This is a genomic window from Parafrankia discariae (genome assembly GCF_000373365.1).
Classification (GTDB): Bacteria; Actinomycetota; Actinomycetes; order Frankiales; family Frankiaceae; genus Parafrankia; species Parafrankia discariae.
Window position 1 is genome coordinate 367,287 of sequence record NZ_KB891102.1, and the last position, 15,619, is coordinate 382,905.

Below are 15,619 nucleotides of genomic sequence, written 5' to 3' on the forward strand. Positions count from 1 at the left end.
CCAGGCACGTGGACGCCTCGCACCGAGGCGTTCATCGCAGGTTCACTCCCCCGTGGCTTCATCGCTCGCGGCTTCACCGACTCCGACCTCCAGCGATCGTGTACGGACCCGGGCAGCCCCGAATCGGCCCGGGGAACACCTCCGCGCGGTGTGGGCAACCGACGCGGCCCGGGACGCCGACGCGGACCGGCGTGGTCCGCCCAGGCCCCGACATGCGGCGCTCGATGGTCAGGCGGCAACGTTACCGGCACGACCGCCGTCACCGACCAGCGCCCCGCCCGGCACCGAAGCCGTGTTTCCGACAGCTTCGCACCGGGAAGAACCCGGCCAGCAGTGACTGGGAGTAGTTAGAACAACCAGGGCTCCGCGATTGCTCACCGTTACCCGCACACCGAATCAACCGAATTGAGGGGATCTATAGCTACGCTCAGTGCCTTCTATTGACGAGTAGCAGACAGAATCGAGCCGCGATGCTACTGTCAGTCATGGCCGGTCCGGGGAGCGCCCGGCCGCCGACCACCGAGCGTCCGGGTCCCGCGGACCGTTGGACGCCGGTGGCCTCTGCCCGCCCGGGTCGACATTCGCCGCCCGGCCGTGGGGGCAGCAATGGGGCGGTCGGCGCCTGCCGGACGGGTGGGGGCGCCCGGGCAGGCGCCGACCTCCTCGCGCCAGGGGCGGGATTCGCCCCGTGGGCGGGGCCCCGCCTCCCGGCTTACGGAAGGGCGGCGACGACGTCCGCCAGCGGCCTGCGGGCGCCGCTGTAGAACGGCGTCTCCAGCCGGGTGTGGCGACGCGTGGCACTCGCCCGCAGGTGGCGGATGCAGTCGACGATCCGGTGGAGCTCGTCGGCCTCGAACGCCAGCAGCCACTCGTAGTCACCCAGACCGAACGCGGCCACGGTGTTGGCCCGCACGTCCTCGTACTCGCGGCCCATCATCCCGTGCTCGGCGAGCAGCCCGCGGCGCTCGTAGTCGGGCAGCAGATACCACTCGAACGACCGGTTGAACGGATACACGCAGATGTAGTCCCGCGGGTCCTCCCGGCGCACATAGGCCGGGATGTGGTTCCGGTTGAACTCCGCCGGGCGGTGCAGACCCACCGCGGACCACACCGGCTCCAGGCACCGCCCCAGCCCGGTCTGCCGGAAACGCTGGTAGGTCTGCTGCAACAAATCCGGATTCGGCGAGGTCCACCAGATCATCACGTCGGCGTCGGCCCGGTAGCCGGAGATCTCGTAGATCCCACGGGTGTACACGTCCTTGGCCAGCGCGCCGTCGAACAGCTCGCCGGCCTCCGCCGTGAGGCCCGCGCGGTCAGCGGGCAGCGGCTGCCGGGCGGCGAACACGAACCAGCCGGTGTAGAGCAGCTCGTCGTTCAGCTCGCGGGCCGACTTCGCGGACTCGCCGTCGGCGGGCCCGGCGGCGCCGGCAGGCCCGGCGGTGGGGCCGGAGCCGGTGGGGCCGGAGGTGGGGGCGGCGGCCACGGGCCGCCCGCCCGGAACGGAGGGCGCGGACGCCGAGGTGGTGCCGCCGCGCTGGACGTCGTCGCCAGTTGACATGCCACCATTGTCCACCCCGGCCGCCGTTCGGCGAGCGAGCCGGGCCCACCGCCGCGGGGTGCGGGCCGCCCCCGCCCCCGCCTCCGGTCACAGCGCCGGCTCCGTCTCCGGCGGCTCCAGCTCCGTCTCCGGCGGGTCAGGCTCCGGCGGGTCAGGCTCCGGCGGGTCAGGCTCCGGCGGGTCAGGCTCCCGCCGGCTCCGACTCCGCCGCCTGCGTCCCGTCCGGTCGCAGCTGGCCCACCACCGACGCCGCGGCCGCCTCACCGGAACGGATGCAGGCCGGGATGCCCACCCCGTCGTAGCCGGCGCCGGCGAGTGCGATCCCGGCCGGCAGCGCGCGCCGGACGGCCGCGATCCGGCCCAGATGCCCCGGCAGGTACTGCGGGAGCGCCCCGCCCCACCGGCTGACCCGGTCGGCGATCGGACGGGCGCTGATCCCGGTGACCTGGGCGACCTCGGCGGCGGCCACACCGGCGAGCTCGACGTCGCCACGCCGCAGGTCGTCGTCGGCGCCGGCGCGGCCCACGCTGGCCCGCACCACCGTCAGGTCGCCGCCGCGGGCGATGTGCGGCCACTTCACCGAGAGATACGTCACCGCCTTGATCGACAGGCCGGCCCGCGCGGGGATGAGCAGGCCGCTGCCGGGCGGCGGCACGGCTCCTCGGTAGAGCAGTGTGACCAGACCCACCGACGCGTAGGGCACCCCCGCGAGCGGGGCGGCCGCGTGCGGGGCGATCGGGGAGAGCAGATCACGCGCGGCACCGGCGGGCACCGCGAGGATCACCGCGTCGGCGACCAGCGGCGCGGGCGCCTCGCCACCGCCCACCGGGTCACAGCGCACCTGCCAGCCGCCCTCGACCCGGCGCAGCTCGCGGGCCATCAGACCGGTCCGCACCGTGGCACCGCTGGTGCTGGCCACCTTCTCCGCGAACGAGCCCAGGCCGCCGCGCAGCGAGGCGAACACGGGCGTCTGCGCCGGGGCCGGGCCGGTCCGGGCCCGGACGCGGTGCGCGCCGAGCAGCAGCGAACGGTCCTCGGTCGCGATCGGGGTGAGCTGCGGGACGGTCGCCTGCAGCGACAGCGCGTCCGCCCGCCCGGCGTAGACGCCGCCGAGCAGCGGGTCCACCAGCCGGTCCACGATCTCCCGGCCGACCCGGGCGCCGACATACCCGCCCACCGTCGGGTCCGTCGGGAGGGTCGTACGCGGAAGCACCAGGTCGGCCGCGGCGCGCAGCAGCCCGAACGGCGAGAGCACCCGGGAGCGCACCAGGCCGAGCACGTCGGTGGGAACCCCCAGCATCGTGTTGGGCGGGATGGGGCGGCGCCGCCCACCCACCCACAGCGAGGCCTTCGTCGTCGCCGGATGCACGATGTCGTGCCCGAGCCCGATGTGCCGGGCCAGCCGGAGCGCCTCCGGCACGCGGACGAGGAAGGCCTCCGCGCCCTCCTCCACCGCCAGCCCCTCGATCGGGGTGGTGCGCAGCTTGCCGCCGACGCGGTCACCGGCCTCGACCACGGTGACCTCGGCCCTGCCCGCCAGCGCGCTCGCGGCGGACAGCCCCGCGATACCCGCTCCAATGATCACAACCCGCACGTCTTCTCCCAGCCCCTTCACGCCGTCCCCGTGTGGCCGCCCCCGGATCGGGGCCCTGGGCCCGCGGCGCCATCCGACCTCACCCGACCGGATCGGCCGGGTACCGCGGCCGGCTCCAGTCCCGCGGCCGGCTCCAGTCTCGCCCGCGGCCCCGCCACGCCGGTGGCGGGCACCGCCGAGCGGCCCCGGACCGGCCGGCGGCCCCGTGCGTGGGCCGGGCGGGTCGGTGGCTGCCGCCCCGCTCTCAGAACTGGTGGACGAGATCCACGATGTGCGCCAGCACGCCCGGGTCACTCTCCGGGAGCACTCCGTGCCCGAAGTTGAAGATGTGCCCGGGAGCGGCCGCGCCCCGCCGGCAGACGTCGCGGACCTTCGCCGCGAGCACGTCGGACGGGGCGAAGACCGCGGCCGGGTCGAGGTTGCCCTGCACGGCACGGCCGGGGCCGATCCGGCGGACGGCCTCGTCCAGCGGGACGCGCCAGTCGACCCCGACGACGTCCGCGCCGGCCGCGCCCATCGCGCCGAGCAGTTCCCCGGTGTTCACCCCGAAGTGGATGCGCGGGATGCCGTCGTCGGCGAACGCCGCGAGGACCCGGGTGCTGTGCGGGGCCACGTAGCGCAGGTAGTCGTCCTCGCTGAGCGCACCGGCCCACGAGTCGAACAGCTGGATGGCGTCGGCACCGGCGTCGACCTGCACCCGCAGGAAGGCGGCCGTGATGTCGGCGAGCCGGCCGAGCAGGTCGCGCCAGAGTGCCGGCTCGCCGTACATGAGCGCCTTGGTACGGGTGTGGCTGCGGCTCGGCCCACCTTCGATCAGGTAGCTGGCCAGGGTGAACGGCGCACCGGCGAAGCCGATCAGGGGTGTCTGCCCGAGCTCGCGGACCAGCGAGGCCACCGCCTCGCTCACGTAGGGCACGTCACCGGGCTCGAGCGGGCGCAGCACGTTCAGGTCGGCCGGCACCCGGACGGGGTGGGCCACCACGGGGCCGACCCCGGCGACGATGTCGACGTCCACCCCGACGGCCGCGAGCGGCAGGACGATGTCCGAGAAGAAGATCGCGGCGTCGGGCCGGAAGCGGCGCACCGGCTGCAGGGTGATCTCGGTGACCATGTCGGCGTTGCGGCAGGAGTCGAGCATGGCGGTGGTGGCGCGCAGGGCGCGGTACTCGGGAAGCACCCGGCCGGCCTGCCGCATGAACCACACGGGCACGCTGTCGGGGCGATCCCCCGCGGCGGCACGCAGGAACGGCGAAGTCGCGGCGAGACCTGGACGTCGGGGCGAGACCCCGGGGCGAGGCGGCGCAACGGCGGTACTTCCGAGGGACATGGCCCGATCGTTGCACGCCCGGCGGACAGATGCCGCGCAGGGCACACGACTGTGTGCGATATCTTCTACTCACAGTAGAAGTCAGGCTGGAGAACGCGTCCGGCGATGTCAGAGCACGGCTAGGCCGCAAGCGACCGTCGAGGAGTGTCCGATGACCGACCCATCCACCCGGGACGGTTCCAGCTGGAACGGCACCACCCGGGACGGCGTCTGGCCGATGGGCGCCGCCCGCGCGGTGTCGCTGGCCGAGGCCACCTCCTTCCTGCTGCTCCTGATCGCGACCGCGGTCAAGTACGGAGCCGACCACGAGATCGGCGTGAAGATCCTCGGGCCGGTCCACGGCGGGCTGTTCATCGCGTACTGCCTGCTCGTCCTCTACGTGGGGTCGCTGCGGCGGTGGCCGGTCCGGCGGACGCTGCTGGCGCTCGGCGCGTCCGTCCTGCCGGTGGCGCCGTTCTTCGTGGAACGGCACTGGCTGCGGGAGCCGGCCCCGGCCGGGCAGGGCACGTCAGGGCACGGCGGCGCCCCCGGGCACGCCAGCTCCGCGCCCGCGAGCTGAGCCCCCGCGAGCCTGGGTCACCACGGCCCTGAGCCCCCGCGATCCCGAGCCACCGCGATCCCGAATCACCCCGGTCCGGGTCGCCCGCCCGCCGGGGTCACCCGTCCGGCGGCGACGAACCACCTCACTTCCACCCCCGAGGGGACGTCGGCCCCGCACCGCGCACAGCCGGCCGCACGCGACACGCCGGGGGGAATGCGCGGAGAACCGCCCTACCCGTGGCACCGTCAGACCGGTCGGAATAGGCGGCAACAATCCGCGATGTCCCGCGTTCAGCCACCTGACCGACCGGCCGACGGCGGCTGGACGGCGCGCTGACGCGGCCCGCGGGGGGCTGGGCCGTGGTCAGGTTCACGCCATACCCGCCCGCAGGCTGACACCACGCGAACGACGCTGACACCACGTGAACGACGCAGCTACCACGCGAACGACGCAGCCGTGCCCGGGGAGTGATACGCGAGTGGACCAGGTCCTGGTGAGCGCCGACGATCACATCCGCTACTGCGCGGGACGCGCGCGACAGCGACAGTTCGAGCAACCGCCGGGCGCGGACCGCCCCGGCACCGACCGGCCGCCGGCCGCGACCGTCACCGCGCGCCACGGCGTCGGCCGACCCGGTTCCAGGGCCGTGGCGTGAGCCTGCACAGTCCCGCACCGCGGCCGGGCCTGCCGACGGACCCGTTCGTCCCGGCCGGCCGGCCGGTGGCGGCGCTCGGCGGGACACGCCCGGCGCCGGCGCAGCCGCCCGAGCAGGCCGCGCCGGCGCGGCTGGCCCCGCTGACCCGAACCGCCCGTTCCCACCCGGAGGGCGCTAAGCGGCACGCTCCGACGTCCAGCCAGCGCGACCACGGTGCACGCCCTAACGTTGCCGCCATGGGGGGCACGCGGGCACCGAGCGACGCTCCGGCGCTCTTCGTGGCCGCCACCGAGGCGTTGCGGGCGGCGCTGGAGGAGCTGCGGCCGGACGTCGCCGTCCGCGAGATCCCCGCGCCCGCCCGGATCGCGCCCTACGCGTTCGCGCTCGCCGGGGGCCTCACCGGGGACGACGAGGCGGCGTCCGGCCGGTTCGTGCTGTTGTTCGACCCCGACGGGCAGGACGCCTGGGAGGGAACCACCCGGGTGGTCTGCTACGCCCGCGCCTCGGTGGACCCGGAGGTCGCCGACGACCCGCTGCTGCCCGGGGTCGCCTGGTCATGGCTGCGGGAGTCGTTGCAGTCGCACGGCGCCGAGGTCGGCGCCCTCGGCGGCACGGTCACCACCACCTCGTCCCGGCGCTTCGGGGTGCTCGCCACCGACGGCGACAACTTCGACGTCGAGCTGCGGTGCTCCTGGTCACCCCGCTGGGCCGGTTCGGCGGGGGAACCCGAGGGCACCGCGGTGCCGGAGACGTCGTCGCCCGGCGGGACCGACGGCGCGCCGCTCTGGGACCCGGCGGACGCCGCCGCGCACCTGCACTCCTTCGCCGACCTGCTGGCCGCGATGGCGGGGCTGCCGCCGCGCCTCTCCGGGGTCGTCCCGCTACCTGCCCGCCGCGCCTGAGCGGACGGGCACCTCCCGGTCCGAACACTGCGCGCCGGGAATGCCAACGGAACGCATCCACAACGACTACCTTGGAGCCACCCTCGAACACGAAGCGTATAAATAGTGCGATTGCTCGGTCGACTGGGCTGCCAGGCCGGTCATTCACACGTACCATCGCCGATCGTGACGTCGACGGTTCCTGACTCAACGCACCAGGTCAGTGGGGGTGCGGCGGTCGATGCTGCCGCCGCTGCCGAAGAGTCGGCAACCGTACCCATCCCGCTGCTGGAACCGGCCGGCGGCGTCCCGCCCGTCCTCGACGACCCGCAGGACCTCGCCCGCGCCGCCGAACGGCTCGCCGCCGGCACCGGCCCGGTCGCCTTCGACGCCGAGCGTGCCTCCGGTTACCGCTACAGCCAGCGCGCCTACCTCGTCCAGATCCGGCGCGCCGGCGCGGGCACCCTGCTCATCGACCCGATCGCCCTGCCCGACCTGAGCGCCGTGCAGGACGCCGTCGGCGAGGTCGAATGGGTGCTGCACGCCGCCAGCCAGGACCTGCCGTGCCTGGCCGAGCTGGGCCTGCGCCCGAAGACGCTGTTCGACACCGAGCTCGCCGGCCGGCTGCTGGGCTACGAGCGGGTCGGGCTGGGCGCCATGGTCGAGCGGGTGCTCGGCTTCGGCCTGGAGAAGGGGCACTCCGCCGCCGACTGGTCCACCCGCCCGCTGCCCGAGCCGTGGCTGCGCTACGCCGCCCTCGACGTGGAGCTGCTGGTGGAGCTGCGCGACCAGCTCGAGAGCGAGCTGGTCGCGCAGCACAAGATGGCGTTCGCCCGGCAGGAGTTCGGCGCGATCGCCGCCGCCCCGCCGCGGGAGCCGCGGGCCGAGCCGTGGCGGCGCACCAGCGGGATCCACCGCGCGCGCAGCCGCCGCCAGCTCGCCGCCGTCCGGTCGATGTGGCAGGCCCGTGACCGGGTGGCCCGGGCCCGCGACATCGCGCCGGGCCGGGTGCTGCCCGACAGCGCGATCATGGACGCGGTACTGAAGGCCCCCGAGGACGCCGCCGCGCTGACCCGGCTGCCGATCTTCTCCGGGCCGAAGCTGCGGCGCTCGGCGACCACCTGGATGGACGCCCTGCGCGCCGCCGCCGAGATGCCCGAGAGCCAGCTCCCGAGCACCGCGGGCCCCGGTGGGGACGGGCTCCCCCCGCAGAACCGCTGGGCGGAGCGTGACCCCGTGGCGGCGGCGCGGCTGGCCCGCGTGCGCGCGGCGCTGAACGCGATCGCCGAGGAGCAGGGCATGCCGGTGGAGAACCTGCTGGAGCCGGCGCTCGCCCGCCGGGTCACCTGGACTCCCCCGGCCACCCGGGACATCGCGACGGTGACCGCCGCGCTGACCACGGGCGGCGCCCGTTCCTGGCAGGTCGAACTGACGGCGGCCGCGGTGGCCACGGCGCTGGAGGACCCGCCCGCGGGCACCGCCGAAGCCTCCAGAGCCGGCGACGCGCCCAGAGCCGGCGACGCGCCCAAAGCCACCGGCGGCGGAGCCGCGCGGGCGAGAACGCGACGGTCCGGCGGCCGGCCGCCGGTCGGTGGGGAACCCGCCGCGTCCTGACGGGCAGGGGCTCCGGCCACACGCGCGGTACGTACCGACCCTTACCTACCCATGGGTAACTCCTGCCGTAGGCTGTTCCCGTCGCGGTCCGGCGCCACCGCGGGCAGCCGGCCCGACACCGTCTGCCGCGGGCCACGCACGTGCCGCCCACGGGTGAGGCGTCAAGGAGGCCGGTGGTGTTCGTCAGCGCGCAGGGTTCGATCCGTGACGTGGTGTTCGTCGACGGTGTACGCACTCCCTTCGGCAAGGCCAAGGGCGTCTACGCCGAGACCCGGGCCGACGACCTGGTGGTCCGGGTCATCCGTGAGTTGATGCGGCGCAATCCCGGGCTGCCGCCGGAGCGGGTCGACGAGGTCGCGATCGCGGCGACCACCCAGATCGGCGACCAGGGCCTGACCATCGGCCGGGTCGCCGGCATCCTGGCCGGGCTGCCCGAGTCGGTGCCCGGCTACGCCATCGACCGGATGTGCGCGGGCGCGGTGACGGCGGTGACCACCACCGCGTCCGCGATCGCCGTCGGGGCCTACGACGTGGCCATCGCCGGCGGCGTCGAGCACATGGGCCGCCATCCGATGGGCGAGGGCGTGGACCCGAACCCGAGGTTCGTCTCCGAGCGCCTCGTCGACCCCTCCGCGCTGGTCATGGGCATGACCGCGGAGAACGTGCACGACCGCTACCCGGGGATCACCCGCGCGCGGGCGGACGCCTACGCCGCCGCGTCGCAGGCCAAGGCCGCCAAGGCCTACGCGGACGGGAGGATCCAGCCCGACCTCGTCCCCGTCGCCGCCCGGCACGTCGAGAGCGGCTGGGAGCTGGTCACCGCGGACGAGCCGCCCCGACCCGGCACCACCGTCGAGAGCCTCGCCGGGCTGCGGACACCGTTCCGGCCGCACGGACGGGTCACCGCGGGCAACGCCGCCGGCATCAACGACGGCGCCACCGGCTGCGTGCTCGCCGCGGCGGACGTCGCCGCCGAGCTCGGCCTGACCCGGAAGATGTCGCTGGTCGGGTTCGGGTTCGCCGGGGTGGCCCCCGAGGTCATGGGGGTCGGCCCGATCCCGTCCACGGAGAAGGCGCTGGCCCGCACCGGCCTGGGCATCGACGACATCGGCCTGTTCGAGCTGAACGAGGCGTTCGCCGTGCAGGTGATCGCCTTCCTGGAGCACTTCGGCCTCGCCGACGACGACCCGCGGGTCAACGCCTACGGCGGCGCGATCGCGTACGGCCACCCGCTCGCCTCCAGCGGGGTGCGACTGATGACCCAGCTGGCCCGCCAGTTCGAGGAGCATCCCGAGGTCCGCTACGGGATGACCGCGATGTGCGTGGGCTTCGGCATGGGCGCGACGACGATCTGGGAGAACCCGCACTTCGGCCGGACGGGAGACGGAGCATGAGCAGCGCCGCGATGACCCTGGACCATCCCGACGAGGTCGTCACGCAGGCCCACGTCCGGTACGCGCGACTGCCCGGCGTGAGCGGCCCGGTCGCGCTCATCACCCTGGACAACGGCCACGACCACACCCGCCCGAGCACCTTCGGCCCGGGCGGGCTGCGCTCGCTGCTCGCCGCCGTCGAGGAGATCGAGGCCCACGACCCGCCGGTGGCGGCGGTGGCGGTGACCGGCAAGCCGTTCATCTTCTGCGCCGGCGCGGATCTCTCCTACCGGTCGTCGCTGACCGACCCGGCCGAGGTCCGGCCGAAGCTCACCGCCCTGGGCGAGCTCGGGCACGCCGCGCTGCGCCGGGTCGGCGAGGGCAGGCTGGGCGACCGGCGGGTCCCGACCTTCGCGCTGGTCAACGGTGCCGCGATGGGCGGCGGCCTGGAGCTGGCGCTGCACTGCGACTACCGGGCGATCTCCGCGGGGGCCGCGCCGATCGCGCTGCCAGAGGTGTTCCTCGGCCTGGTGCCGGCCTGGGGCGGCACCCAGCTGCTGCCGAACCTCGTCGGCGCCGAGAACGCGGTCACGATCATGATCGACAACGCGCTCAGCCAGAACCGGACGCTGCGCGGCCCCCAGGCGTTCAAGCTCGGCCTCGGTGACGTCCTGCTGGACTCCGCGGACTTCCTGGAGGAGGCGCTGCGCTGGGTCGGCCAGGTCCTGCGCGGCGAGGTCGACGACCCGGCCAAGGGCCGCCGCCCCGTCGAGCGGGGTGCCGCCTGGGCCGCGGCGCTGGAGCGCGGGCGCGTCCTGGCCGACGCCCGGCTGCACGGCGCCGCCCCGGCCGCCTACCGCGCGCTCGAACTGATGGCGCTGGCCGAGACGGCGGACGCCGACACCGGGTACGCCGCCGAGACCGCGGCGCTGGCCGATCTGGGGTCCGGCGAGGAGCTCGTCGCCGGGCTCTACGCCTTCGACCTGGTGAACCGGCGCGCCAAGCGACCGGTCGGCGGGCCGGACCGCTCGCTGGCCCGGGCGGTGACCAAGGTCGGCGTGGTCGGCGCGGGGCTGATGGCCAGCCAGCTCGGGCTGCTGTTCGCCCAGCGGCTGGAGGTGCCGGTCGTCCTCACCGACCTCGACCAGGCGCGCCTCGACGCGGGAGTCGCGCACGTCCACAGCGAGATCGACAACCTGCTGCTGCGCGGGCGGATCTCCCCTGACCGCGCGAACCGGCTCAAAGCCTCCGTGACCGGCTCACTGACCAAGGACGCGTTCGCCGACGCCGACCTGATCATCGAGGCCGTCTTCGAGGACATGGCGGTCAAGAAGGCGGTGCTCGCCGAGCTCGAGTCCGTGGTGAAGCCGGAGACGCTGCTGCTCACCAACACCTCGGCCCTCTCGGTCGCCGAGATGGCCGCCGACCTGACCCACCCGGAGCGGGTCGCCGGGCTGCACTTCTTCAACCCGGTGGCGGTGCTGCCGCTGGTCGAGGTCGTGCGCACCCCGCGGACCGACGACGCCACGATCGCGACCACGCTGCAGGTCGCCAGGCAGCTGAAGAAGAACGCGGTGCTGGTCGCGGACGCGCCGGCCTTCGTGGTGAACCGCCTGCTCACCCGGTTCATGGGCGAGGTGCTCGCGGCGACCGAGACCGGCACCCCGATCGAGCGGGCCGACGGCGCGCTCGACCCGCTCGGCCTGCCGATGTCGCCGCTGGTCCTGCTCTCGCTGGTCGGCCCGCCGGTCGCGCTGCACGTGGCCCGGACCCTGCACGAGGCCATGCCGGACCGGTTCCGCGCGCCGGACGGCCTGGCGCGGGTCGTGGCCGCCGGCAAGGGCAGCTTCTACACGGCCGGACCGGGCGGCGAGCAGATCGTCGACCCGGAGGTCGCCGAGCTCGTCCGGGGCGAGCACGTCCGGAGCGAGCACGGCGCGGCGGCCACCGGTGCCGGCACGCCGATGACGCCCGAGCAGGTCCGCGAGGCGGCGCTCTCGGCGCTGGCCCAGGAGATCAGGCTGCTGTTGGACGAGGGTGTCGTCGCCGAGGCGGCGGACGTCGACCTCTGCATGATCCTCGGCGCCGGCTGGCCGTTCCACCTCGGCGGCATCACGCCCTACCTGGACCGCACCGGCATCAGCGAACGCGTCACCGGTCGCCGCTTCGGGCCGCCGGGCGTCGCCACCGTCGCCTGAACGGCCGGGCGTTCCGGGCGGGCGACCCGTGACCGTCGCCCGCCCGGAACGCCCGGCCGGGCCGACATCCGGATCCGTCACGCCCCAGGTCGGCGCTCCCCTTGACTTGGTTATTGAGTGACCACTACCTTGACGTCATGGCCCCAAAGACGACCGGCGGCACCGGCACCCGGATGAGCGCGGAGCAACGACGCGCGGTGGTGCTCACGGCGGCCGTCGAGGAGTTCGCGCTGGGCGGCCTGACCGGCACGTCCACCGAGGCGATCGCCGCCCGCGCCGGCATCTCCCAGCCCTATCTGTTCCGGCTCTTCCCCACCAAGAAGGAGCTGTTCCTGGCGGCCGTCCGGGCCACCTTCACCCTGACCCGCGAACGCTTCGAGACCGCGGCGGGTGACCTGGTCGGCGCCGACGCGCTGACGGCGATCGGGTCCGCCTACGACGAGCTGCTCACCGACCGCACCTACCTGCTCATGCAGATGCAGAGCTACGCCTCCTGCGGCGACCCGGACATCCAGGAGGTCACCCGGCAGGGCTTCCGGGACCTGTGGCAGACCGTCGAACGCGTCAGCGGCTGCGACGACGAGGAACTGCGCGCGTTCTTCGGGCACGGCATGCTGCTCAACGTCGTGGCCGCGATGAGCCTGCAGGAGATCGGCGACCGCTGGGCCCGGGAGATCTGCAACTAGCCGGCCTGGGCGACCCGCCCCGGCCGGTCCGGATCCGCGCCCCACCTCTTCGCGCCCGTTCCGCCCCGCACCCGTTCCATCCGCTCGCGGCCTCGTCCGCGACCACAACCTAGTGATCAATCACTACCCAATGAAGGTAGTGAGCACTCAAGACCTTGGAGGAGCCCGTGACCGGCAAGCGATCCGCCACTGTCTGGACGTTCGTCGTGACGTCCATAACGGCGTTCATGGTGGCCCTGGACAACCTGGTGGTCACCACCGCACTCCCCCAGATCCGCAACGACCTCGGGGCGGGCCTGGAGGGCCTGGAATGGGTGGTGAACGCCTACACGCTGCCGTTCGCGGTGCTGCTGCTGACCGGCGCCGCGCTCGGCGACCGGCTCGGGCGGCGGGCCGTGTTCGCCACCGGGCTCGGGCTGTTCACCCTGGGCAGCCTCGGCGCGGCGCTCGCGCCGTCCATCGAGGCGCTCATCGCCGCCCGGGCCATGCAGGGCGTCGGCGCGGCGCTGGTCCTGCCGCTGAGCCTGACGTTGCTGTCAGCGGCGGTCCCACCCGAGCGCCGGGGCGCCGCGCTCGGCGTGTGGGGGGCGATGTCCGGGCTCGCCGTGGCCGTCGGGCCGCTGGTCGGCGGCGCGATCACCGAGGGGGCGAGCTGGCAGTGGATCTTCTGGCTGAACGTGCCGATCGGCCTGGTGACGCTCCCGCTCGCGCTGCGCAGGCTCACCGAGTCCCGCGGGCTGGCCGGCCGGCTGGACCTGCCGGGTGTCGCGATCATCTCCGCCGGCCTGCTCGGCGTCACGCTCGGGCTGGTCCGCGGTGAGAGCCACGGGTGGACCAGCCCGGCCGTCCTGACGTCGCTGCTGGCCGGCGCGGCCGGGGTCGGCGCCTTCATCGGCTGGGAGCGGCGGGTGGCCCGCCGCGGCGGGAGCCCCATGCTGCCGCTGGCCCTGTTCCGCCGCCGCGGGTTCGCCGCGGTGAACGCGGTGTCGCTGCTGTTCTCGGTCGGGATGTTCGGTTCCATCTTCCTGCTGGCGCAGGCCCTGCAGAACGTCTTCGACTACTCGCCCCTCGAGGCCGGCATCCGCACGCTGCCCTGGACGGCGATGCCGCTGCTGATCGCCCCGATCGCCGGACCGCTCTCGGACCGGATCGGCGGGCGCCCCCCCGCTCGCGGCGGGGGGGGGCGGGCCCCCGCTGATCGTGGCCGGGATGGCGATCGAGGCCCTGAGCCTGGCCTGGCTCGCGACGATCCTGGACACCGGAGCCGACTACGCCGGACTCATCGCGCCGTTCGTCCTGGCCGGGGTGGGCATGGCGCTGTTCTTCGTCCCGGTCGCGTCGGTGGCCCTCGGTTCGGTCCCGACGGAGCAGGAGGGCCTCGCCTCCGGTACGAACAACGCGATGCGCGAGCTCGGTGGCGTCCTGGGCGTCGCGGTGCTGGCGTCGGTGTTCGCCGCGAACGGCGGCTACGGGAGCCCGGCGGCGTTCGTGGACGGCACCCGGCCCGCGCTGTGGGTGGGGGCGGCCGTCCTGCTGACCGCCGCGGCGGTGGCCACGCTGCTGCCGTCACCCGCGAGGACGGCGGCGCCCGTCCAGGCCCGGCCCGCGGTCAGCCGGCCGTCGTCCGTCTGAGGCGGGGCCGGGTACGGATCACCGAACATGGTGATCCGTACCCGGACGTCGCGTTGCGCCCGCCACAGGAGAATTGTTACCCAGCGACACGGCCAGCGACTGGAACCGACCGATTCACCCGTTTCACGGCATCGACCGGAACAGGAAACCGACGAAAACTCACCCGACGCGTCGGGCCACCGAAGTCCCCCGGGACGAAAAGCAGCACCGCCGTTTCGCCACCGAGCGTCACCTCCGGCGGAAAGCCTGAGCCGTCGCGATTTCCAGAACTCCGTCCGAAAGGACACCCGACCGATGATCCAAATACGGAGGACATCGCTCTGGGCACCCCGCCGGTCACGCGCCCGATCATCGACGGTATGCGGAGCGGTGGTATTTCCACGCCGGTGCGCGGGTCAGCGGTTACTCGGCGCCGGCTGGGTGACGGCCGCGGCGCCGCCGGCCCGTGGCCCGGTCCGGCCCGACCCGGCGAGATCGTCCGGCCGGTCGGCGGCCACCTCGCCCCGCGGACGCAGCACCACCCCGACCAGCGCCCAGACGATGTCGGCGACCGTCGCGAGCAGGCGTGCGACCAGCGCGATCAGCGTCGACGGGCCGCTCGGCAGCGCCGGGGCCAGGGCGAGCACCAGGACGGCCTCGCGCACGCCCGCGCCCGCGGGCAGGACGAGCACCAGGAAGCCCGCCGTCCAGGCCAGGGCGTAGGCGCCGACGCACAGCGCCACCAGCCGGGCGCCGCCGACCTCGGGCTGCAGGTCACGGACCAGCAGCCAGGTCCCCACGCCGTAGCAGGCGAAGCTGGCCAGCAGCCAGCCGGCGCCGACGGCGATGGGGCGGGCGGTCAGCGGCTCGGTCAGCGGCGGGCGGCGCAGCAGCCGGAACGCGACCGCCAGCAGTCTGGCGAGCACCGGAGGGTAGAGCACCACCGCGAAGACGGGCACCACCGCCAGCGCCCACCAGTAGTCGGCGAGCGCGTCGCGGGAGGCGAAGGGCAGGGTGACGGCCGCGGCCAGACCACCGCAGGGCACCGCCAGCGCGAGGACCACGAGACTCGCCAGGGCCGACTTAGGCCGGGAGACCCCGTAGTCGCGGGAGAGCTCCATCTGCGCGAGGACGGGCCACACGCTGCCCGGGATGTACTTGCCGATCTGGCCGACGCAGAAGATCCGGACGGCGGCCCGCAGCGGCAGCCGCGCACCGAGCCCGGCGAGCACGGCGCGCCAGGACAGGACGGTGGCGCCGACCGCGAGCGTCGTCGCCACGCCGGAGCCGACGACGCCGAGGACGGTCAGCTCGCCCAGCGAGTCCCGCACGTCGTTCCACTGGCCGACCAGCGCCACGACGAGCAGCGCCGCGGCGAGCGCCAGGGCGGCGCGGACCCCCCACCACCGCACGCCCCGGCGGGCGGCGGGAGCCGCCGGCTCCCGCACCGGCTCCGGTTCCGGGCTGGCCTCGTCGGGGCCCGCCACCCGATCGGCGGCGGGCCCACGCACGACGCCCCCGTCAGCCGTGGCGGACGGGGGTTCGCTGTGCGCGGGACGCCGACTCACCGGGTCAGCCTAA

Annotated in this window: 11 protein-coding genes and 1 pseudogene; 8 read left to right on the forward strand and 4 right to left on the reverse strand. The window is 74.6% G+C overall.

Annotated elements, in window-relative coordinates; all coding sequences use genetic code 11:
* Window positions 1-712: 712 nt before the first annotated feature.
* From hemQ to hemE, 3 genes are all read right to left on the reverse strand, one after another.
* The gene (gene hemQ / locus B056_RS0101535) at window positions 713-1,558 is read right to left on the reverse strand and encodes a hydrogen peroxide-dependent heme synthase (protein WP_018500139.1); all 846 of its coding nucleotides are present in this window, start codon (window positions 1,556-1,558) and stop codon (window positions 713-715) included.
* Between the two features lie 181 nt (window positions 1,559-1,739).
* Entirely contained in the window at window positions 1,740-3,152 is a 1,413-nt protein-coding gene (gene hemG / locus B056_RS0101540) for a protoporphyrinogen oxidase (RefSeq protein WP_026239212.1), read from the reverse strand.
* Between the two features lie 244 nt (window positions 3,153-3,396).
* A complete protein-coding gene (gene hemE / locus B056_RS0101545; RefSeq protein WP_026239213.1) occupies window positions 3,397-4,479 on the reverse strand; it encodes a uroporphyrinogen decarboxylase in 1,083 nt (360 codons plus the stop codon).
* A 151-nt stretch (window positions 4,480-4,630) separates the two neighbouring features.
* Between hemE and B056_RS0101550 the strand changes: the two genes are divergently transcribed.
* The 8 genes and pseudogenes from B056_RS0101550 to B056_RS45890 all read left to right on the forward strand — a co-directional run bounded on the left by B056_RS0101550 (window position 4,631) and on the right by B056_RS45890 (window position 14,059).
* Window positions 4,631-5,038: a DUF3817 domain-containing protein gene (locus B056_RS0101550; RefSeq protein ID WP_018500142.1), complete on the forward strand. Its 408-nt coding sequence runs from the start codon at window positions 4,631-4,633 to the stop codon at window positions 5,036-5,038.
* Between the two features lie 460 nt (window positions 5,039-5,498).
* Complete coding sequence (locus B056_RS42295) at window positions 5,499-5,675, forward strand: hypothetical protein (RefSeq protein WP_018500143.1); 177 nt, start codon at window positions 5,499-5,501, stop codon at window positions 5,673-5,675.
* On the forward strand, window positions 5,672-6,577 hold the full coding sequence (locus tag B056_RS0101560) for a DUF3000 domain-containing protein (protein WP_018500144.1): 906 nt from the start codon (window positions 5,672-5,674) through the stop codon (window positions 6,575-6,577). The genes B056_RS42295 and B056_RS0101560 overlap by 4 nt, the downstream gene beginning before the upstream one ends.
* Before the next feature lie 165 nt (window positions 6,578-6,742).
* Window positions 6,743-8,170: an HRDC domain-containing protein gene (locus B056_RS0101565; RefSeq protein ID WP_018500145.1), complete on the forward strand. Its 1,428-nt coding sequence runs from the start codon at window positions 6,743-6,745 to the stop codon at window positions 8,168-8,170.
* Between the two features lie 176 nt (window positions 8,171-8,346).
* The gene (locus B056_RS0101570) at window positions 8,347-9,564 is read left to right on the forward strand and encodes a thiolase family protein (protein ID WP_035749845.1); all 1,218 of its coding nucleotides are present in this window, start codon (window positions 8,347-8,349) and stop codon (window positions 9,562-9,564) included.
* Window positions 9,561-11,741 carry a 3-hydroxyacyl-CoA dehydrogenase NAD-binding domain-containing protein gene (locus B056_RS0101575; RefSeq protein WP_018500147.1) on the forward strand — a complete coding sequence of 727 codons (2,181 nt, stop codon included), beginning with the start codon at window positions 9,561-9,563 and terminating at the stop codon, window positions 11,739-11,741. The genes B056_RS0101570 and B056_RS0101575 overlap by 4 nt, the downstream gene beginning before the upstream one ends.
* Window positions 11,742-11,878: 137 nt before the next feature.
* Window positions 11,879-12,427 carry a TetR/AcrR family transcriptional regulator gene (locus tag B056_RS0101580; protein WP_018500148.1) on the forward strand — a complete coding sequence of 183 codons (549 nt, stop codon included), beginning with the start codon at window positions 11,879-11,881 and terminating at the stop codon, window positions 12,425-12,427.
* A gap of 167 nt (window positions 12,428-12,594) precedes the next feature.
* Window positions 12,595-14,059, forward strand: a pseudogene (locus B056_RS45890) (DHA2 family efflux MFS transporter permease subunit).
* 395 nt (window positions 14,060-14,454) lie between these two features.
* On the opposite strand, the gene B056_RS0101600 reads toward B056_RS45890, so the two are convergent.
* Window positions 14,455-15,549 carry a lysylphosphatidylglycerol synthase transmembrane domain-containing protein gene (locus tag B056_RS0101600; RefSeq protein ID WP_020572259.1) on the reverse strand — a complete coding sequence of 365 codons (1,095 nt, stop codon included), beginning with the start codon at window positions 15,547-15,549 and terminating at the stop codon, window positions 14,455-14,457.
* Window positions 15,550-15,619: the final 70 nt, after the last annotated feature.